Origin of the sequence: Kosmotoga arenicorallina S304, from assembly GCF_001636545.1 — a bacterium.
Classification (GTDB): Bacteria; Thermotogota; Thermotogae; order Petrotogales; family Kosmotogaceae; genus Kosmotoga_B; species Kosmotoga_B arenicorallina.
Genome location: NZ_JFHK01000004.1, coordinates 1 through 18,048, shown reverse-complemented (window position 1 = coordinate 18,048; position 18,048 = coordinate 1). Strand labels below are relative to the sequence as shown.

General features: G+C 42.0%; 21 protein-coding genes and 2 rRNA genes. 13 read left to right on the top strand and 10 right to left on the bottom strand.

Features of this window, described 5'->3' with window-relative positions:
- The 6 genes from AT15_RS02645 to AT15_RS02620 form a co-directional block, all read right to left on the bottom strand.
- On the bottom strand, positions 1 to 798 hold the full coding sequence (locus AT15_RS02645; protein WP_068346103.1) for a transglycosylase SLT domain-containing protein: 798 nt from the start codon (positions 796 to 798) through the stop codon (positions 1 to 3).
- Between the two features lie 118 nt (positions 799 to 916).
- Positions 917 to 2,542, bottom strand: coding sequence for an NADH-quinone oxidoreductase subunit NuoF (gene nuoF, locus AT15_RS02640; RefSeq protein ID WP_068346101.1), 1,626 nt, complete (start codon positions 2,540 to 2,542; stop codon positions 917 to 919).
- Positions 2,539 to 3,042, bottom strand: coding sequence for an NADH-quinone oxidoreductase subunit NuoE family protein (locus tag AT15_RS02635; protein ID WP_068346099.1), 504 nt, complete (start codon positions 3,040 to 3,042; stop codon positions 2,539 to 2,541). Before AT15_RS02635 ends, nuoF (AT15_RS02640) begins: the two co-directional genes overlap by 4 nt.
- Before the next feature lie 75 nt (positions 3,043 to 3,117).
- Complete coding sequence (nuoF, locus tag AT15_RS02630; RefSeq protein WP_068346098.1) at positions 3,118 to 4,917, bottom strand: NADH-quinone oxidoreductase subunit NuoF; 1,800 nt, start codon at positions 4,915 to 4,917, stop codon at positions 3,118 to 3,120.
- Positions 4,918 to 4,933: 16 nt separating this feature from the next.
- Positions 4,934 to 5,311, bottom strand: coding sequence for a (2Fe-2S) ferredoxin domain-containing protein (locus AT15_RS02625; RefSeq protein ID WP_068346096.1), 378 nt, complete (start codon positions 5,309 to 5,311; stop codon positions 4,934 to 4,936).
- A 3-nt stretch (positions 5,312 to 5,314) separates the two neighbouring features.
- Entirely contained in the window at positions 5,315 to 5,776 is a 462-nt protein-coding gene (locus tag AT15_RS02620) for an NADH-quinone oxidoreductase subunit NuoE family protein (RefSeq protein WP_068346624.1), read from the bottom strand.
- Positions 5,777 to 5,933: 157 nt separating this feature from the next.
- Between AT15_RS02620 and AT15_RS02615 the strand changes: the two genes are divergently transcribed.
- From AT15_RS02615 to AT15_RS02560, 12 genes are all read left to right on the top strand, one after another.
- On the top strand, positions 5,934 to 6,446 hold the full coding sequence (locus tag AT15_RS02615; RefSeq protein WP_068346094.1) for an adenine phosphoribosyltransferase: 513 nt from the start codon (positions 5,934 to 5,936) through the stop codon (positions 6,444 to 6,446).
- 12 nt (positions 6,447 to 6,458) lie between these two features.
- The gene (locus AT15_RS02610; protein ID WP_068346092.1) at positions 6,459 to 7,817 is read left to right on the top strand and encodes a glucose-6-phosphate isomerase; all 1,359 of its coding nucleotides are present in this window, start codon (positions 6,459 to 6,461) and stop codon (positions 7,815 to 7,817) included.
- A complete protein-coding gene (locus AT15_RS02605) occupies positions 7,814 to 8,068 on the top strand; it encodes a hypothetical protein (RefSeq protein WP_068346090.1) in 255 nt (84 codons plus the stop codon). The genes AT15_RS02610 and AT15_RS02605 overlap by 4 nt, the downstream gene beginning before the upstream one ends.
- Entirely contained in the window at positions 8,068 to 8,637 is a 570-nt protein-coding gene (gene coaE / locus AT15_RS02600; RefSeq protein WP_068346088.1) for a dephospho-CoA kinase, read from the top strand. Before AT15_RS02605 ends, coaE begins: the two co-directional genes overlap by 1 nt.
- A gap of 38 nt (positions 8,638 to 8,675) precedes the next feature.
- Entirely contained in the window at positions 8,676 to 9,935 is a 1,260-nt protein-coding gene (locus tag AT15_RS02595; protein WP_068346086.1) for an ABC transporter substrate-binding protein, read from the top strand.
- Between the two features lie 85 nt (positions 9,936 to 10,020).
- Positions 10,021 to 11,199, top strand: a complete 1,179-nt coding sequence (locus tag AT15_RS02590) for an MFS transporter (protein ID WP_068346084.1) — start codon at positions 10,021 to 10,023, stop codon at positions 11,197 to 11,199.
- A 28-nt stretch (positions 11,200 to 11,227) separates the two neighbouring features.
- Positions 11,228 to 11,884: a lipid-binding SYLF domain-containing protein gene (locus tag AT15_RS02585; protein ID WP_068346082.1), complete on the top strand. Its 657-nt coding sequence runs from the start codon at positions 11,228 to 11,230 to the stop codon at positions 11,882 to 11,884.
- Between the two features lie 16 nt (positions 11,885 to 11,900).
- Positions 11,901 to 12,770: a DMT family transporter gene (locus tag AT15_RS02580; protein WP_068346080.1), complete on the top strand. Its 870-nt coding sequence runs from the start codon at positions 11,901 to 11,903 to the stop codon at positions 12,768 to 12,770.
- Positions 12,771 to 12,845: 75 nt separating this feature from the next.
- Positions 12,846 to 14,069: a radical SAM protein gene (locus AT15_RS02575; protein ID WP_068346078.1), complete on the top strand. Its 1,224-nt coding sequence runs from the start codon at positions 12,846 to 12,848 to the stop codon at positions 14,067 to 14,069.
- 104 nt (positions 14,070 to 14,173) lie between these two features.
- Positions 14,174 to 14,956 (top strand): ABC transporter ATP-binding protein, encoded by a 783-nt coding sequence (locus AT15_RS02570; protein WP_068346076.1) that lies wholly within the window; start codon positions 14,174 to 14,176, stop codon positions 14,954 to 14,956.
- The gene (locus AT15_RS02565) at positions 14,953 to 15,708 is read left to right on the top strand and encodes an ABC transporter permease subunit (protein ID WP_068346074.1); all 756 of its coding nucleotides are present in this window, start codon (positions 14,953 to 14,955) and stop codon (positions 15,706 to 15,708) included. The genes AT15_RS02570 and AT15_RS02565 overlap by 4 nt, the downstream gene beginning before the upstream one ends.
- 11 nt (positions 15,709 to 15,719) lie before the next feature.
- Positions 15,720 to 16,040: a heavy metal-binding domain-containing protein gene (locus AT15_RS02560; protein ID WP_068346072.1), complete on the top strand. Its 321-nt coding sequence runs from the start codon at positions 15,720 to 15,722 to the stop codon at positions 16,038 to 16,040.
- A 264-nt stretch (positions 16,041 to 16,304) separates the two neighbouring features.
- Here AT15_RS02560 and AT15_RS10490 read toward each other — a convergent pair whose 3' ends face one another.
- Positions 16,305 to 16,427: a hypothetical protein gene (locus AT15_RS10490; RefSeq protein WP_268766421.1), complete on the bottom strand. Its 123-nt coding sequence runs from the start codon at positions 16,425 to 16,427 to the stop codon at positions 16,305 to 16,307.
- A 131-nt stretch (positions 16,428 to 16,558) separates the two neighbouring features.
- On the opposite strand from AT15_RS10490, the gene AT15_RS02555 reads away from it, so the two are divergent.
- On the top strand, positions 16,559 to 17,230 hold the full coding sequence (locus tag AT15_RS02555; RefSeq protein ID WP_068346070.1) for a M48 family metallopeptidase: 672 nt from the start codon (positions 16,559 to 16,561) through the stop codon (positions 17,228 to 17,230).
- Between the two features lie 248 nt (positions 17,231 to 17,478).
- On the opposite strand, the gene AT15_RS10180 is transcribed toward AT15_RS02555, so the two are convergent.
- From AT15_RS10180 to AT15_RS02545, 3 genes are all read right to left on the bottom strand, one after another.
- On the bottom strand, positions 17,479 to 17,676 hold the full coding sequence (locus AT15_RS10180; RefSeq protein WP_153019689.1) for a hypothetical protein: 198 nt from the start codon (positions 17,674 to 17,676) through the stop codon (positions 17,479 to 17,481).
- A 96-nt stretch (positions 17,677 to 17,772) separates the two neighbouring features.
- Positions 17,773 to 17,890: ribosomal RNA gene (rrf, locus tag AT15_RS02550) — 5S ribosomal RNA — on the bottom strand.
- A gap of 32 nt (positions 17,891 to 17,922) precedes the next feature.
- Positions 17,923 to 18,048: ribosomal RNA gene (locus AT15_RS02545) — 23S ribosomal RNA — on the bottom strand; the annotation flags it as partial.

Here is an 18,048-nt window from a genome sequence, read left to right as displayed (position 1 = left end):
TCATTCTCCTTTCATCAACTGTTCTCTGGCATATGCAAGGTAAACCATTCCCAAAAAAATGTTGTTGCGAATGTTCCAGAGCTCCTCAGGTGAAATGTTTATACCGTTATCTGCAAGCCAGGTGTTGAGTGTATAAAGTGTTTTCTGGTATATTTGCATAAGGCCTCTCGAGTACTTGAACTCCGGAATCTCTCCTATTACTTCACCCAGAGCAAAGGGATTTAGACCTGATTCTTTGAAACAGATAGCGAGAACGATTTCTGGCTCAATTTCTGAAAGGTCCAAAGTCAAGCTTTCGCTACCTACGGAGAGCTGTAACTGAATAGACGAAAAATCTGTCAGAGCATTGTAGATAGCGTTAGAAAGCTGCTCTGGATCAACATCATACATATTAGTAACTGAAGCTAATCCAATTGCTTTAACAATTCTCTCCTTTAATAGGGGATTCTTTTTTTTATGAGAATCCCTTACCAGAGCTTCAATGGAGGGATCTCCTCCTTCGTAAATATCGAGCAGGACATTTGTCGCTACGCGACTTACGGAAAAACCGTGAAAGTCTGATAGCTCCCGGCCTTTGAAAAAGTTATAAGCGGATAGGACATCCTGCGGATACGCGTAATTCGAATCGTTCAGATATTCTGTGAAATTTGCATTTAACCCCTTATTGTACAAGACAGCCAGCTTCCTGACAATTTTCGAAGATGTATAAGGGTTGAAAATGATTATTAAGATTGATATTAAGATGATTAAAGATAGAAGCAGAGTAAAAACCAGCATATCAGAATTGCGTTTATTCATAGGATCCCCCTCTTGACCCATAGGAAAGAAGATTCTTCATTCCATGGTGTGCTCACGAGAAATTATACCAAAGAAAAGAGTCGGGAAATGATTCCCGACTCTTCAATTTTCCATAAACTTATTTTCTAACTTTTTTCTTCTTCTTATCAAATTTACACACGCCGACAGGACAGGCATCAACACCAACGTGCGCTTCAAATTCGTCTCTGAACCTATCGAGCATAGAAGTCAGGGGAACTGGAACGGACTGCCCCAGGCCGCAAAATGCTGAATTTTGCATTGTATAGGCTATGTTATAAAGGTTATCAAGCATCTCACGTGTTCCTCTTCCTTTGCTGAATTCCTTTAAGATGTTGACAATTAAACGTGTTCCTTCGCGACATGGCGTGCATTTTCCGCAGGACTCATGAGCGAAGAATTCCATTAAATTAAGGGCAACATCAACCGCGCAATGAGAGTCGTCAATGGCCAAAATAACACCTGATCCCAATGATGCGCCATGATTCTTAAATGAATCGAAATCAAGAGGAACGTTTATTTCATCAGCTCTTATAAAGGTACCTGCAGCACCACCTGTTTGAACCATCTTCAATTTTTTGCCGTTTTCAATTCCACCACCGTATTTGAAAATGAGATCTGCAACGGTTGTTCCCATGGGGGCTTCCACTATACCTCTTCTTACTATATTTCCACAGAGTGAAAATACTTTGGTGCCGGGTGAAGAGGGGGTTCCAATGCCCTTAAACCAGTTGGCTCCCTTCATAACGATTGTTGGCACGCTGGCAAAAGTCTCTACGTTGTTTACAACAGTTGGCTTCTGGAATAATCCCTTAACAGGCGGATATGGTGGTTTCAACCTTGGACGGCCGGATTTTCCTTCAATAGATTCTATCAGCGCTGTTTCTTCACCACAAACATAAGCGCCGGCACCAAGCCTTACAGTAAGGTCGAAATCGAATCCTGAGCCCAGAATATTCTTTCCAAGAAGTCCGTATTCATAAGCCTGTGCAATTGCATTGCGAAGATTGTCAACTGATTCAAAATACTCTCCACGGATATAGACATACCCTTTGCTGGCACCAACAGCATAACCAGCAATTAACATACCTTCGATGACTGAGTGGGGATCGCCTTCCATTATCAATCGATCTTTGAATGTTCCAGGCTCTCCTTCATCAGCGTTACAGATCACAAACTTCTCAGGAGCATCTACCTTCATTGTGAATTCCCATTTTAATCCGGTTGGGAATCCAGCACCCCCACGACCTCTTAATCCGCTGGCCTTAATCTCTTCAACGACATCAGCCGGTTTCATTTCCAGAGCTCTGGCAAGGCCACGATAACCGTCAAGGGCAATGTACTCTTCAATGTTCTTAGGATCGATTTTCCCAGCCCGTTTTAGCACTATTCGCTCTTCTTCAGTTACTTTTTTAGCTTCAACAGTTTTGGGTGGTTGGATTTCCTCGATAATTAGATCTTTTACAGGTCTGCCTTTCAGGAGTTGCTCCACAACAAATAATTCAATATCATTCGTATCTTTAATGCCATATAGCCTGTTATCCGGCAATAAGAGAAAGAGGACCCCCTGGTCGTATCTTCCCAGGCTGCCCGTTTCAAGAACATCAACAAGTCCGGTGAGATTGTAGTGTTCAAGTCTGTTTATCAGGTAATTTTTCAAATGCCTTGCTCCAAGAAGCAAGCTGTTTGAATCAATAGAAACAAGTATGGTGATAGGTTTTCTCATTTAACACCACTTCTTTCTTTTTCTTTAATTTCTTCAATGATTTCTTTGACTTTTTCAGGGGTTAAATTTCCATAGGCTTCGTCGTTGATAAGCATAACGGGAGAAACCCCGCAAAGTCCGAGACAACTGCTTTCTTCCAGCGTAAAAAGACCATCCTGAGTTGTCTGACCATAATCAATTTCCAAAGCATCTTTAAGTGATTCCAACACAGCGGCTCCGCCGGTAACATGGCACGGTAGGCTTTTACATACCCTGATAACATATTTCCCTCTTTTATTTGTCGAAAACATGGTGTAAAAAGTCAGCACTTCGTATATCTTGGAAAGCGGCTTTCCTGTAAGTTCTTTCAATACTTCCGCAGCTTCAAGGGGAATATAATTACCATAATATTCCTGGATAGCGTGCAGAATGTTTATTAAATTATCTCTTTCGTCTAAGCTTTCGGAGTTGACTTTTTCATAAATCTCTTTAATTGTGTTTCTGACTTCCTCAAATGACATTCTACTTCTCTCCTCCTTCCGCGGAGTTGCACGTTTCTAAGCAAAAAGAGGCCTTGAAAGGGCCTCGTATTGTAATTATGGGGAAACTTTGCTTATTGCACCAAAGCGGCAAACTTCAAGGCAGCTGCCACAGCGAGTACAAAGCTCAGGATCTATTTCATGTGGCTGTCTAACGCTTCCGGTAATAGCGTTGACGGGACAAACCCTTGCACATGCAGTACAGCCAACACACTTTTCCCTGTCAATAACAATTCTGGTGAGCTCCTTACATTTCTTAGCAGGACAGCGTTTCTCTTTGACGTGGGCTTCGTATTCGTCCCAGAAATACCTCATTGTTGATAACACCGGTTGAGGCGCTGTTTGCCCGAGACCACAAAGAGAAGTCTTCATAATGTGTTCGCCAAGTTCCTTTAGCTTTTCAAGGTCTTCTTCAGTGCCTTCGCCCTCAGTTATCCGTTCGAGAATTTCAAGCATTCTCTTTGTTCCATCGCGACATGGAGTACACTGTCCACAGGATTCTTCAACTGTAAACTCAAGGAAAAACTTTGCAACATCTACCATACAGTCATCTTCGTCCATTACTATCATTCCACCTGAGCCTATGATGGTCCCCAGTTCTTTTAGCGTATCATAGGTTATGGGGGTATCGATGTATTTTTCAGGGACACAACCGCCACTGGGGCCACCTGTTTGGACGGCTTTCAATTTTTTCCCATTCGGTACACCGCCACCTATTTCATTTATCAATTCCCTTAGTGTTATTCCCATAGGCACTTCTACAAGACCGGTATTGTTTACCTTACCTGCAAGGGCAAAGACTTTCGTGCCTCTTGAGCCTTCCACGCCAAATTGCGCAAACCAATCTCCGCCATGAAGGATGATAGGGGGAATGTTTGCGTAGGTTTCAACGTTATTTATGAGTGTAGGTTTACCCCAGAGGCCTTTTTGGGCTGGATAGGGGGGTTTCACGCGCGGGATACCGCGCTGGCCTTCAATGGAGTTAATCAAGGCTGTTTCCTCACCGCAAACGAATGCGCCGGCCCCAATTCTTATTTCAATATCAAAGGAAAAATCGGTTCCCAGAATATTTTCACCTAAAAAGCCGTATTCCCTCGCTGTTTCTAAAGCCCGTGAAAAACGCTCGATAGCGAGGGGATATTCCGCTCTAACATATATAAACCCTTTATTTGCACCAACAGTATAGGCGGCAATAGTCATTGCTTCAACAACAGTATGAGGATCTCCTTCTAAAATCGCCCTATCCATGAAAGCTCCAGGATCACCTTCATCGGCGTTGCAGATCACATATTTCACATCGCCTTCAGCCTTTTTTGCAAATTCCCATTTAAGGCCTGTGGGAAATCCTGCGCCACCTCTTCCCCTAAGACCTGATTTTTTAAGCTCTTCGATGACTTTGTCGGGGGACATATCCTTTATTACTTTGGTAAGAGCAAAATAACCATCTCTGGCAATGTATTCTTCGATGGACAATGGATCAACAACACCGAGATTTCTTGTTGCAATCTTGATCTGTTTTTTGAAGAAGGGCAGTTCTTCCTGGGGTTTTTCCTTTACTTCACCAGTTGGTCCTGTGTAAAGGAATTCTTTAACTACCCTGCCTTTAAGGAGATGCTCTTCAACTATTTTCTTGACATTTTCACTATTGAGTTTCTGATAGAATATACCTTCCGGATAAATCACCATGATTGGCCCAAGGTCACAGGCACCCATACATCCGGTTTCAACAACCTGCACTACTTCTTCAAGGGCATACTCTTTCAGAGTATTTTCGAGAGATTCTTTGACGCTTATCTCGCCAGCGGAGATACAGGCACCACCAGCACAGATAACGATAGTATTTTCAACAGCAGGCACCAGTAATCACCTCTTCTCAGAGTTCTCCGCGTTTTACAACAAGGTCGGAGACTACTTTTCCCTCCAAAATATGCTGGTCAATTATTCTTTTTGCTTGATTTGGGGTAACATGACCGTAAATGACCGGTTCATTTTCCCCAATCCTTACTTCTATTGTGGGTTCTACATCGCATAGGCCAAAGCAACCTGATTGGACGACAGCTATATCTTCAATACCTTTTTCGCTTAAAATGTCCACAATAGCCTTCAATGTTTCTTTCGCACCGGCAGCAATTCCGCAGGTACCCATAGCAACGATTATCTTGCCACGTTTGTCAGTATCGCGCATTTTGAGATCCTTTAAAGTGCTTTCCTTGATTTTCATTAAATCTTCAAGGCTCTTGATCTTACCCACGGCTCATTCCTCCTTGTATTTATTGATAATTTTGCTAACCTCATCAGGTGTTACCTTGCCATAAAAATCTCTTTCGCCAACGAGCACGACCGGGGCCATGCTACAGGCACCAAGACACCTTACGGCATGAATAGAAAAATTCCCGTCTTTTGTAGGTTCATCAAGTTCCACGCCAAGCTCTTCCTTCAGCCTTTCAAGCACTCTGTCCGCGCCTTTGACATAACAGGCGGTACCAAGGCAAACCTTTACTTGGTGTTTCCCTTTTGGTTTTGTGCTGAAAAAGTTATAAAAGGTTACAACGCCATACACCTGGCTGAGAGGAAGGTTGAGCTTCTCGGCAACGTACTGCTGGGTTTCTTCGGAAAGATAGCCAAAAAGCTCCTGGGCTCTGTGAAGCACGTTGATAAGAACTCCTGGTTGGTCTTTGACCGAGTTAATGTATTTATCCAACTCGGCATAAAGCATTTCATGTCCCTCGCATTTTGTTGAAGGCAAATGAGGCACCTCCTTCTATGTGATAAGTTATTTTTTTCACTTGGATTATAACATGAAGACTTAGAAATAGTTCGGAGCTTATGTTAAAATAAGCGTTGTTGGTAAAGACATCCGAGGAGGAGATAGAATGGATTTAAAGCACTTCATTCGTGATATTCCGGATTTTCCAAAACCGGGGATTATTTTCAAAGATGTCACTCCATTGTTAAGGGACCCTGAGGCTTTCAAGGAGAGCATCGAACTGTTGAAAAACGCGGCATCTTTTTGGGATTTTGATCTAATAGTAGCGCCAGAAGCACGCGGCTTTATCTTTGCTGCCCCGCTTGCTCTTGAAATGGGAAAAGGATTCATTCCCATTAGAAAACCCGGTAAACTCCCATACAAGGTGATATCAAAGTCATATTCCCTTGAATATGGGGAAGCAGCCCTTGAAATGCACAAAGATGCCATTGTAGAAAGAAATAAAGTCCTGATTCTCGACGATGTCCTTGCGACAGGTGGCACTATCAAGGCGATTGCTGAGATGATTGAAGAAGCTGGAGGAGAGGTTGCCGGAATTCTTACGTTAATTGAACTCTCATTCCTTGAACCCAGAAAAAAGCTTAAAGACTATCAGGTGAAAGCCTTGATAACATATTGAGGGAGTGGTAATGTGTTGAAATTTGATTTTTCTCTTGCTTTCAAAGAAAACATTGGAACAGGCCCCACATATGAAGAAATATTGGAAAGGGCAGATATTGCACTAGGGGCGCTTAACAAGGTAATCGATAACCAACCTGGATTCATCAGAATTCTGGGAACGGAAGAATACATTGAAGAAGTGCAAAAATACGCAAGCTGGTTTAGCAGTTTTGAGAATATTGTTGTTTTGGGGATTGGAGGTTCAGCGCTGGGAAACATAGCACTCCACAAATCCCTGAAACCTATTAACTGGAATTCTCCCAACTTTGACAGAGAAGGTAAAGCACGCGTCTTCGTTGTCGACAACATAGACCCGGAATTTGTCGATGCGGTGTTATCGAAAATAGACCTATCAAAAACGCTCTTCAATATCATTTCGAAATCAGGCACAACAGCTGAAGCGATGGCAAATTACCTGATTGTAAGAGGAATGCTTGACAAATCAGGTTTGGCGTCCGCTGAGCATTTGCTTTTCACAACTGACCCTGAGAAAGGTGTTTTGAGGGTCATTGCAGAAAGGGAAGGAATAAGAACCCTTACTATTCCTCGCGATGTTGGGGGCAGGTTCAGCGTGTTAACACCAGTAGGCCTTGCATCGGCCTTTGCCGAAGGCATAGATATAAAGGCTCTGCACCGTGGGGCAAAAAAAGGTTTAGAACGTTATAAAAATCAAAAAGCTTCTGAAAATCCACTGGTGCTAAATGCCCTTTTACATCTTGACGCTATGAACAGTGGAAAACGTATTTCAGTAATGATGCCTTACTCCAATAGACTTTACTTATTAGCTGATTGGTACCGCCAGCTCTGGGCAGAGTCTCTGGGAAAGAAATTCGATAAAGATGGCAAAGAAATTTTTGCCGGTCAGACACCGGTTAAAGCCCTCGGTGCAGTGGATCAACACTCCCAGATTCAACTCTACAATGAAGGACCTAAAGATAAAATAATAACCTTTTTGAGACTTGAAACCTTTTCAGTAGATTTTGAAATTCCGGCTTTGCACAATGATATAGAAGCTCTTTCTTACCTTGGCGGGAAAGCACTTTCTACATTACTGAATTCCGAACAGTATGGAACTGCATTGGCTTTGGCAAAAAATGGAGTTCCCAGTCTCACGATTACTTTTCCTGAGTTAAACGAAGAAAACGTTGGAGAATTCATACTTTACTACGAACTTCTAACAGCGACAATGGGGGAATTGCTACGTATAAACCCCTATGACCAACCGGGAGTAGAACTCGGCAAGAAAATCACTTATGGGCTTATGGGTAGAAAAGGCTATGAAGGCTTCTTGAAAGATTATATTAATGATAACTGGAGGCTGGAACTATGACGGATCTTTTGGAAAAGCTGAAAGAATTTGAAGTAGAAGGGATATATGTTGTTGAAGGGGAAGAAGTACCATTTTATACCATCATCACCAACGACCCGGAAGAATTAATGAAATTTCTTGAAGAACGGGACGATTTTGAAGGTGACGTAGCTGTATTGTCTCCAAGAGAGCTGGAATCACTTAGAGAAGCTAAAAGCGAGATAGCCATAACAGTGATGAATGCGATAGAAAAGGGGACAAAACTCCTCTAATGATTATCGGCATTACAGGGAAAGCAGGCTGTGGTAAATCTACGATTGCCAAAGCTCTAAAAGAGCGGGGTCTTGAAGTCATATATCTTGATAAACTTGGCCATGAAGCACTGGAAGAAGAGCGGGAAAAACTTAAAAAAATCTTCGGAAAAGAGATTATTTCAAAAAAGCGCGTTAACAGGTCGGCTCTTGCAAAGATTGTTTTCAGCGACCCCGGAAAGCTTACAGAGTTAAATGGAATAATTCATCCTCTGATCAAGAAAAAAGCAATAGATATCCTTTCAAAGTCCCGCAGGCATGTTGTGATTGACGGGGCTTTGTTACATCAGATTGGACTTGATAGCTATTGTGATCTTGTCATATTTGTCGATTGTCCCGAAGAAATCGCTCTAAAACGCCTTGTTGATCGTGGGGTTGATAAAAAAAGGGCGATTAGTATTTTGAAAGCCCAGAGATCCCTCACGAATTGCATTAAAAGAAGCGATTATTTAATTACCAACGATAAAAGTCCCACAGAGCTAATCAAGCGTGTATTGGAAATTTTGTCAGCAAATAGCGTGGTGATATAATTTGTATGGTAAACACTTCAGATAAGGGAGGTATGGGAATGAAAAAACTTCTGGTTCTCATCGCTGTTCTTTCTCTCTCGGTTTTGACCATGGCAGCAGTTGAGATTGAGTTCTGGCATGCTATGGGGGGCGGACATGGAGCCACTTTGGATGAAATTGTCAACTCTTTCAATGAAGCCAACCCCGATATTGTGGTCAAACCTGTTTATGTAGGAAATTATGGAGCTCTATCTCAGAAACTCCTTGCGAGTGCTGAATCTGGAAATCTTCCCGCTATATCGCAGGCTTATGGTAACTGGACAGCTATGCTTATTCCACGTGGTGTGGTTCAGGAACTGAATAGCTTCATTGACAATCCGGATTATGGTTTCACCTCTGAGCAGTGGGAAGCAGTATGGGCACCTTTTAAGAAAATGATTACCTGGGGCGACACTATTTACGCTGTTCCTTTCAACAAGAGCACTTATGTCCTTTATTACAATACCGACGCTTTTGAACTTTACGGACTTACACCACCCAAAACCATGGAAGACCTTTTCTTTGATGCCATGATGCTTACAGAAGACAAAGATGGTGATGGAGAAATAGATCAATTCGGTATGGGCTTCAGGACAACAATTGACCATTTTGTCGTTTTCCTGAGGGCAAATGGCGGGAAAATATTGGATCTGGGTCCAGATGGCAAGTACAAAGTTGTCATTAATTCACCCGAAGCCCATGAAGCTCTCCAGTTCATGTATGATATGGTTCATACCTACAAGATCGCTTATGCCCAGGGTGGTTATCTTGATGGCCCCTTTGGCGATGGCAAAATCATGATGTTCATTGAAACAATAGCAAGCAAGCCTTATGTTGACAGGGCTTCTACCGGGAAGCATGGTTGGGCATGGGCTCCAGTACCTATGTGGAAAATGCAGGCACCACCTTTTGCTGGAACAGACCTTATTATGTTCTCTACAATATCCGAAGAACAGAAACTTGCCGCCTGGAAGTTCATGAAATTCCTGCTTAGCCCTGAGATTCAGGCATACTGGTCAGTCAAAACCGGTTACATGCCCGCTGTGAAGACCGCACTTGAAACACCTCAATGGAAAGAATATGTCAACCAGCACCCGGATGCCGTTGTACCGATAAATCAGATTGACAAAGGATCCGTTGATCCCAACATTGCGGAATGGTATTCTGTAAGAACCATTGTCGGTCAGATGGTTGGAGACGTTTTGAATGGAAAGAGAACCATTGACGAAGGTCTTGCCTGGGCTGAGGCGGAACTTCAAAAAGTACTTGCTGGCGAATAATTAATGGATCAATAAAGGGGGAGGCCTTCAGGGCTCCCCCTTTTCTTTGGTATAATACTTCAAACATATAAAAGAGGTGCAACGGGTGAAAAAAGGTTCATTTTTCAATCTCTTCAATTACCTGGTATCCATATTTTCCATGGTGGGATACCTGCTTTTCTCATCAATAAATACCATAGCCGCAGATTGGGGATTGCCTTACTCAACTATTGGAAAAATAAATTTCACCGGTTATTTATTTTATACGTTTATAGCCCTTTTTTTGGGTTCTCTTGGCGATAAATATGGATATAAGAAAATCCTGCATCCGGCGATGTTTCTCTTCGCAGTGATTTCTTTGAGTGGAATGCTTGTATATGGCAGTAATTCACTTTTATACCTTTATCTTTTTGCGATAGCAGTGTATTCTTACTTCGGCCTTTTTTATCCTCTGGTTGAAGGGCTGCTTTCGCGGGCAGAAAAACTTGAAAAAATAGATCCATCCTTGACTACAACCCGATTTACGCTGTCATGGAGTTCCGGGAACATGCTGGGAATGGCTTTTGGACCATATTTTATTCAAAAAGAACCTTTCGTGGTCTTTATAATAGCCGCTTTAGTCAGCTTACTTGGAGGACTTATTGTTTACCGGCACGCAAATAAATATGGCGAAAGAATCCCTTTCAAGGGGCACCCAACACTTTTTCAAAAGCACAAAGAAGTGGACTTCCCAAAAATAGCTCTTTATCGTAAGACTTATAGGTTTTCGCTGGTACTTGCGGCAATGGTATTTTCCTCTGTGATAAGCCTTTTCCCTAAACTGATATCGATGTCTGGAATATCACTGGAAAATGCGGGTTTTCTTGTTGTCGCAGGAAATGTAGCGGTCTTTTTTACTTTTATTCTCATGACCCGATTCAGGTTTTGGGTAGGAAATCCAGGGCTGTCCTTTCTTTTGATACTGATATTCCCTCTCTCAATTCCACTGTTCTTTATGAGTACTGGAGTATGGGCGTTTTTGCTTGTGGCACTTTTTTCGGGAATTAACTATTCAATCCCTTATACCTTCGCCATATTTTATGGGCTTAATTCACCACACGAAGACCATGGTAAACAAGGGGGACTCCATGAAACCATGATAGGAATTTCCTTTGGCCTTGGACCTCTTCTAAGTGGCTATTTCCTCGATATCTGGCCTGGACTATATGGAATGGGCATTCTTGTCGTCTTTCTTTCTATCACAAGCATCATCAACCAGATATTTTTCATTAAGCGATTAAAATAAGGCTATAATGATAAGGTGAGGTGATGCTATGAAGAAGCTTGTTTTACTGATAACCTTTATCGTGTTAGGAGTGATTGTAATGGGTTTTTACTCACCGGAGAATAGATTCAAAGATGCTAATAATGTACTTAACGATCTACTTTCTATGCCTGAAAATGGTGCCTTTAGGGAGCTTCTTTCAAAGGCAAAAGGTATCGCCTTTTTCCCAAATGTATTAAAAGCCGGACTTGTTTTAGGGGGACAATACGGCGAAGGTTTTGTGCTCAGAAAAAAGAACGATCTGTGGTACGGCCCGCTATTCCTGAAGCTATACAAAGTCAGCTATGGACCACAAATCGGGGCACAAACAATCGGGCTCGTATTACTTATAATGAACGATACGGGTTTCGCTGGTTTCACAAAAGACAATATAACTCTGGGAGGTAGCGTGGCTGTTGCCGCAGGGCCCATCGGAAGAAATCTTTCTGCAGATGTGGATTACACGTTGCAGGCGATTCTTTCATATTCCATTTCCAAAGGTTTCTTTATAGGATTTACTGTTGAGGGCTCAGTGATTAAGCTTGACCAGGAGGCGAATAAATTGTTCTATAATGATGCCGCCTCACCGGAGGAAATACTCAACATGGTTTCTATGGGAACTCCTGAACTAAGAAAGCTTATAGAAACCCTGAACAATATTCAGTAATTTTCGAAAAGAGAGAATGGGACTGCCACTGTTCGCTTTAATTAACAGAATTTTGCTTTTGGCTCTTGAAAAAATCGTTTTGAAATTCATGGGAGATGAAACTGGAAATTTTTACAAGAACCTCGTTGCCAGCTTTCTTTTCTTTTTCATCGGTGCTTTTGTGCTGCTGCCTTTCGCTATTACAGGTGAAGTAAATAACTGGCATTTTCTTTTGCCCTGCATTATAAGCGCTTTGCTTTATAGCTTTAGCTCCTTTGCATATGTCTCTTCAATTGCAACGGGAGAAGTTTCACTTGTAACGCCGATAAGCAGCCTAAACGCCGTTGTGATCCTGTTCTTCGCTGCAATATTTCTTGGCGAAAAAATAACCCTTGTGAAATCACTGGGAATCTTTCTCATGGTGTATGGAATATTTATACTAAAAGGAGCTGCGACACCGATAAAGTCTCTTAAGGCAATTCTGAAAGATAGGCCAAGCCAGCTCATGTTTGTTAGTGTAGTTCTTCAATCAACAGGCAGGGTCATTGACAAATCCTTTAGCGGCGAATATGATCCAATTATCTATGCAACTCTTCTTTACTTCATCGTTTCTCTTAATTTTTTCATTCTTTTACGCCTAAAGAGAAAAGATAGGCTTATTCTGTTTTCCTTCAAGAAAAAGCCAATACCAATGCTAATTGGTGGGGCCATAAACGGCTCAGCCTATCTTTTGTTACTTATAGCCATTAAAAGCATCGAGTTAAGTATTGTAGAGCCGTTAGTAAACCTTTCGATAATCATTGCGATGATACTTGCTTCTATGATATTCAAAGAAAAGTTGCTCGAAAAACTTCCAGGGGGTCTGCTGGTTATCCTTGGCGGGTGGCTTCTTGCTGGTAATGTCTGAAAAACGAAGAGCAGAGAACAGATGTAAAAAGCGTATAATAAATATGGCAAATAAAACTAAAAGGGAGTGAGAAACGTGCTCACTTTCCTGAGTAAAAAAATGATGAGCAGATCCTTCAAAAAAACTATATACCGCTTTCAGGAGTTAAAACCCATTAGCTTCAAAGGGAGCTTTGGCGTCTATCTACACGTTCCTTTCTGTTATTCCAAATGTTCCTTTTGCCCCTTTTACAAAGAAATATACACTCAAAGGCTAAAAGAGCTGTATTTAAAAACACTTTTAACTGAAATAGAAGATGCAGACATTAGTGGTGTAGCTAAGTGGGTGTATTTTGGAGGTGGAACGCCAAACACATTGTCACTAGAAGAGTTATCCAAAATCGTTAACTTGCTCTCCTCAAAGGTCAAAATCGAGAACATGGGGATTGAATTGCTGCCATCTTTACTTACAAAAGATTATTTAGCTGGATTGGAAAAAATCGGTTTTACCAAGATAAGCGTGGGGATAGAGAGCTTCTCAAAAAAAGTAAGCAATCTCACAGGTCGAACGGATGATAAAAAGATGAGCTATAAAGAAATCATAGAGACGGCGAAAAAACTGGGACTGTGGATAAACGTTGATCTTATGGTGGGATTACCCGGGCAAACTGAAAAAGTCTTTATCGGGGATATTTCAGAAATTTCCAATATACAACCTGATCAGGTGACGATTTATCCCTATATGAGCATTCGAAATAATGGAAGATCAACACTTCCAGAGAAAACCCAATTCAGGTTCATTGAGCAAGCCGCTGAACTGCTAATTTCCAGTGAATATACCAGAAAGGGAGTTTGGGTCTTTACCAGGGGGGATGAACTGTACGACTCTTCAAGGGACGAGCTCATCGAAGATTATGCTGGATTTGGACCCGCTACCTTTTCAACTGGAGAAGGCTATAAGATTGTAAACCCGGATCTCTTTTCGTATGTCTTTGCAATAAAAAACGGCAAAAAAATGGCGTTTATAGCTCCAAAAACCAAAGCAACAGATGATTGGAGAAAATTCGCAAGAATGATTTATGACCTTAAGTGTGAACCCAGCGACTCATTCCCGGAATACATAAAATACTACATAAAGCTACTAAAAGCAACAGGTTATTGCAATAGTGGTCATTTAACGAAAAAAGGCATATTTTTTACCCACGCGATTACAAAAACCGTTGTCGAGTCGCTTCCTTTCCCCTTACAGAACCCGAGCACAGTTGAAAACTATTCAGACTATCTGAGCTTTAAAAATGATGCCCTCAAAAGAATGAACTAAACTTCTTATTTTATGCCGAAAGCTGCCTCAGCTATCAAGTCTTTAGGCTCAAGCATAGAATTTTGCTAAAATACTAATATAGGGAATTACGTGGAGGGAACAATATGCTCAGAGTAGAAAACTTAAAAAAGTCCTATGGCTACAATATAGCAGTTGACAATATCTCATTTGAAATAAAAGATGGGGAAGTATTCGCTTTACTTGGTCCAAATGGCGCTGGAAAAACGACAACGCTCAAATGTATTCTCAGGCTGAGAAAAAAGAACGCTGGAAAAGTGAGCTTTGAGGGCCCTGTGGCGTATTTGCCTGAAGAGAAGAACCTATATCCATCATACAGAGTTGAAAAGCTAATTACCTTTGCCGGAGAATTGACAGAGGGCCTGAATGTAGAAAAGGCAATATCTCTGGTAAAAGAATTCAATATTGACCTGAGAGAAAAAATCTCCAATCTCTCACGTGGTATGCTAACCCTCTTATATCTTGCGCTTGTTTTTTCACAAGATGCCAATTTATATATCATGGATGAACCTACCTGGGGATTGGATCCAATAATGCGTTCACAAGCTTTAAAGCTTATAAAAGATCTCTCACAGTCTGGCAAAACTATACTGTATACAAGTCACATACTATCAGAAGTGGAAAAACTCGCAGACAGCATTGCGATAATGAAAAAGGGGAAAATACTTGAAATAGGACAAAAAGGCGAGCTCATCAAAAGCTATGCGGTTATAAAAGTTGAAAAAGGAAAGAAAGCAGGAGGTTATCTCTGGAAAAGCACAGAAACCGAAGACATCTATATAGTGAAACGAAAAGAAGAGATACAAGACTACGAACCTGCCCCATTTGAAGCGGTCTTTGAAGCTGTAATAAAGGGTGATGTGCAATGAAAAAAGAATTCTACGATATGAGATTTCGAGCTTTAGTGCTGTTTTTCATCATGCTGGCACTTTTTCTGCTAATTGCACCTTTACAAAATTATGCCGTGGAAAGCCTGAAAAACCTTGAAAGAAGTTCAAATCAGCTATATGAAAAATTCGTTGGCCCTGGATATTCACAAATGCTTGCGAACTGGAGCTTTTACATGTATTCACAGTGGTTTGGGAAAAACTTTGGCCAGCTCGTACCTATAATCGCAATAGTACTTGCTTTTCCTCTGTTTTCAAGGGAAACCGAAAACGGTACAATGGAATTTTTACTCGCACGCCAGAGCAGGCTCAGGGTTTTCATAAACAAAACAGTCTCAGGGATTGTCGCACTTTTTTCGTCATTGTTGTTGCTTTCGATGCTTCCGACACTTTATTCCTTCATAGTAGGGAAAGATTTCATCAACGACGGAGTCCCTATGTTCACAATTTCTGTTTTAACTGGCGGAACACTCTGGTTCAGCGCTACTCTTTTCTTTTCAGTCCTGTTCAATGATCAGGTGAAGCCCATACTCGCTTCCCTCGGAGTGCTAGCCCTGACCACTGTGCTGGGGTTATTGAAATCGCTGGGCTTTCTTAATACATATCGCTACATTCTTGGGATAAATATTTTCAACTATGGTGAGGTAGATATTCCATACACGGTTGCATTGATTGTTGTATCAATTGTTTTGCTCTTTTCAGGATATCTTGCATTCAAAAATAAAGAAATATAGGAGGGATGGGCATGATTGTGGTAACCACGGATAATGTTCCGGGACATGAAATTTCAGAGGTTCTGGGTATTGTAATTGGAAACACGGTGAGATCGAAGCACATGGGGAGAGACATTGCTGCCGCTTTCAAAACCCTTGCAGGGGGCGAAATAAAAGGATATACGGAAATGCTGACAGAAGCGAGAAATATTGCAATTCAACGCATGATTGACGAGGCTGAAAAAATGAATGCCGATGCCATAGTCGCCTTCAGGCTTGGAAGCTCAGCGGTTATGTCCGGTGCCGCTGAAATGGTTGCCTACGGAACGGCGGTTAAGCTGAAAAAAGAATAGTTAAGAGTTATGAATTATGAGTTATGAGATAAGAGTTATGAATTATGAGATGAGAGTTATGAGTTCAAAGTTATGAATTATGAGTTATGAGTAACGAGAGCAGGTTCTTGGTTGCTTTTTCTCGAACTCTCGGTTTCTCGTAACTCAGCTCTTATCCGCCGCAGGCGCATAGCCATTCCGGAGGAATGCAAAGCCGTGACAAAGTCACGCATTACCTGGGCGAATCCCAGCACTGCGTTTTCATTCATTCTCTCAGATTTTCGGCTATTTATCAGCGTTGGCAACCCTCGTACCATCAATTGTCGTATCACCAATTGTCGCTCCAACAGTTGTCGTATTATCAACTGTCGCTCCATCAGCTGTCAGCCTCTGCAAGCGTCGTCTCATCAACTGTCGTATCACCAGCAGTCGCATTATCAACTGTCGTTCCTCAAAGCACGTTACTCGGCTTTTCAAGCAACCCACAACCAACAACGGACTGAACGTCGTTCTCGATTCCCAAGATAGGAGTAATGCACATGGACATCAAGATTGATAAAATAGTGCGAACAAAAAGAAAAACCATCGCTCTCCAGATTACGGACGATGCCACTTTGGTAGTCAGGGCACCTTTCTATGTTAGCGATGAAACTATAAAAAGGGTTGTTTTAAGGCATAAAAAATGGATTGAAAGAAAGAAAAGCGAAATCCAGAAAAGAGACCCAAAGTTTTCAAAAAAAGAATTTGTAAATGGTGAAGGCTTTTTATATCTGGGGAAATCCTTCAAGCTGGCAATAGTTGATGGGCAGGAGGTCCCTTTGAAACTCGACGATGTATTCAGCTTATCTAAAAAGTATCTGCCAGATGCGAAGCAAATATTTATAAAATGGTACTGGCAAAAAGCGTACGAAAAAATCTCCGAAAGGGTAAACCTGTATGCCCAAAGATTTGGTTACATGTATAACAAGGTAAGAATCACAAATGCTCAGAAAAGATGGGGATCATGTTCTTCTAAAGGGAATCTGAATTTTTCCTGGCGTCTGGTTATGGCACCATTGCCAGTAATAGACTATGTAGTTATCCACGAGCTCGTCCATCTCGAAGTAAAAAATCACTCAAGAGAGTTCTGGCATAAAGTAAAAATGCTAATGCCCGATTACGCACTTCATAGACTATGGTTGAGAGAAAACGGGTATATGTTGAGACTTTGAGATTTAGTTATGAATTATGAGATAAGAGTTATGAGTGATTAGTTATGAATTATGAGATAAGAGTTATGAGTAAGGAGAGACGGTTCTCAGCTCTCGTAACTCGAATAACGTAACTCGGCACTTTTCCGCCGCAGGCGCATAGCCATTCCGGAGGAATGAACAGCCGTGAGGAGTCACGCATAACCTGAGCGAAGATCAGCATAGCCATTTTTATCGATTTTCTCGATTCTCAGCTCTCGTAACTCGAATTACGTTACTCGGCTTTTCAAGCAACCTACAACCAACAACGAACTGAATGTCGTTCCACCAACAGTCGTATTACCATTTGTCAACCTCGTGAGCGTCGCTCCATCAATTGTCGCCCCATCAATCGTCGTACTATCAACAGTCGCTCCATCAGCTGTCAGCCTCTGCAAGCGTCGTATCACCAGCTGTCGTATTATCAACTGTCGTTCCTCAAAGCACGTTACTCGGCTTTTCAAACAACCTACAACCCACAACGAAAAAGGGAGAGCATAACGCTCTCCCTTTTTCCATAAAACCCTGGGCACTACCTACTCTCGCACGGGGCTCCCCCCCGCACTACCATCGGCCCGAAGTGGCTTAACGGCCGGGTTCGGGATGGATCCGGGTGTTTCCCACTCCGGTATCTGCACCCAGGATATCTCAGCTCACTCAAAGGTGCACAGGTGAAGGTAAAGGATTCGGGTTATTAGTACCGGTCGGCTCAACCCCTCGCAGGGCTTACACCTCCGGCCTATCTACGTCCTCTTCTCGAACGACCCTGAGAGGCCTCGTCTTGGAGCACGTTTCCCGCT

Bases quoted from the DNA above. Each gene is read 5' to 3' on its own strand.
- AT15_RS02645 (WP_068346103.1), bottom strand. From the start codon at position 798: ATGAATAAACGCAATTCTGATATGCTGGTTTTTACTCTGCTTCTATCT.
- nuoF (WP_068346101.1), bottom strand. From the start codon at position 2,542: ATGAGAAAACCTATCACCATACTTGTTTCTATTGATTCAAACAGCTTG.
- AT15_RS02635 (WP_068346099.1), bottom strand. From the start codon at position 3,042: ATGTCATTTGAGGAAGTCAGAAACACAATTAAAGAGATTTATGAAAAA.
- AT15_RS02620 (WP_068346624.1), bottom strand. From the start codon at position 5,776: ATGCTTTATGCCGAGTTGGATAAATACATTAACTCGGTCAAAGACCAA.
- AT15_RS02615 (WP_068346094.1), top strand. From the start codon at position 5,934: ATGGATTTAAAGCACTTCATTCGTGATATTCCGGATTTTCCAAAACCG.
- AT15_RS02605 (WP_068346090.1), top strand. From the start codon at position 7,814: ATGACGGATCTTTTGGAAAAGCTGAAAGAATTTGAAGTAGAAGGGATA.
- coaE (WP_068346088.1), top strand. From the start codon at position 8,068: ATGATTATCGGCATTACAGGGAAAGCAGGCTGTGGTAAATCTACGATT.
- AT15_RS02595 (WP_068346086.1), top strand. From the start codon at position 8,676: ATGAAAAAACTTCTGGTTCTCATCGCTGTTCTTTCTCTCTCGGTTTTG.
- AT15_RS02585 (WP_068346082.1), top strand. From the start codon at position 11,228: ATGAAGAAGCTTGTTTTACTGATAACCTTTATCGTGTTAGGAGTGATT.
- AT15_RS02580 (WP_068346080.1), top strand. From the start codon at position 11,901: ATGGGACTGCCACTGTTCGCTTTAATTAACAGAATTTTGCTTTTGGCT.
- AT15_RS02570 (WP_068346076.1), top strand. From the start codon at position 14,174: ATGCTCAGAGTAGAAAACTTAAAAAAGTCCTATGGCTACAATATAGCA.
- AT15_RS02565 (WP_068346074.1), top strand. From the start codon at position 14,953: ATGAAAAAAGAATTCTACGATATGAGATTTCGAGCTTTAGTGCTGTTT.
- AT15_RS02560 (WP_068346072.1), top strand. From the start codon at position 15,720: ATGATTGTGGTAACCACGGATAATGTTCCGGGACATGAAATTTCAGAG.
- AT15_RS10490 (WP_268766421.1), bottom strand. From the start codon at position 16,427: ATGAGACGACGCTTGCAGAGGCTGACAGCTGATGGAGCGACAGTTGAT.
- AT15_RS02555 (WP_068346070.1), top strand. From the start codon at position 16,559: ATGGACATCAAGATTGATAAAATAGTGCGAACAAAAAGAAAAACCATC.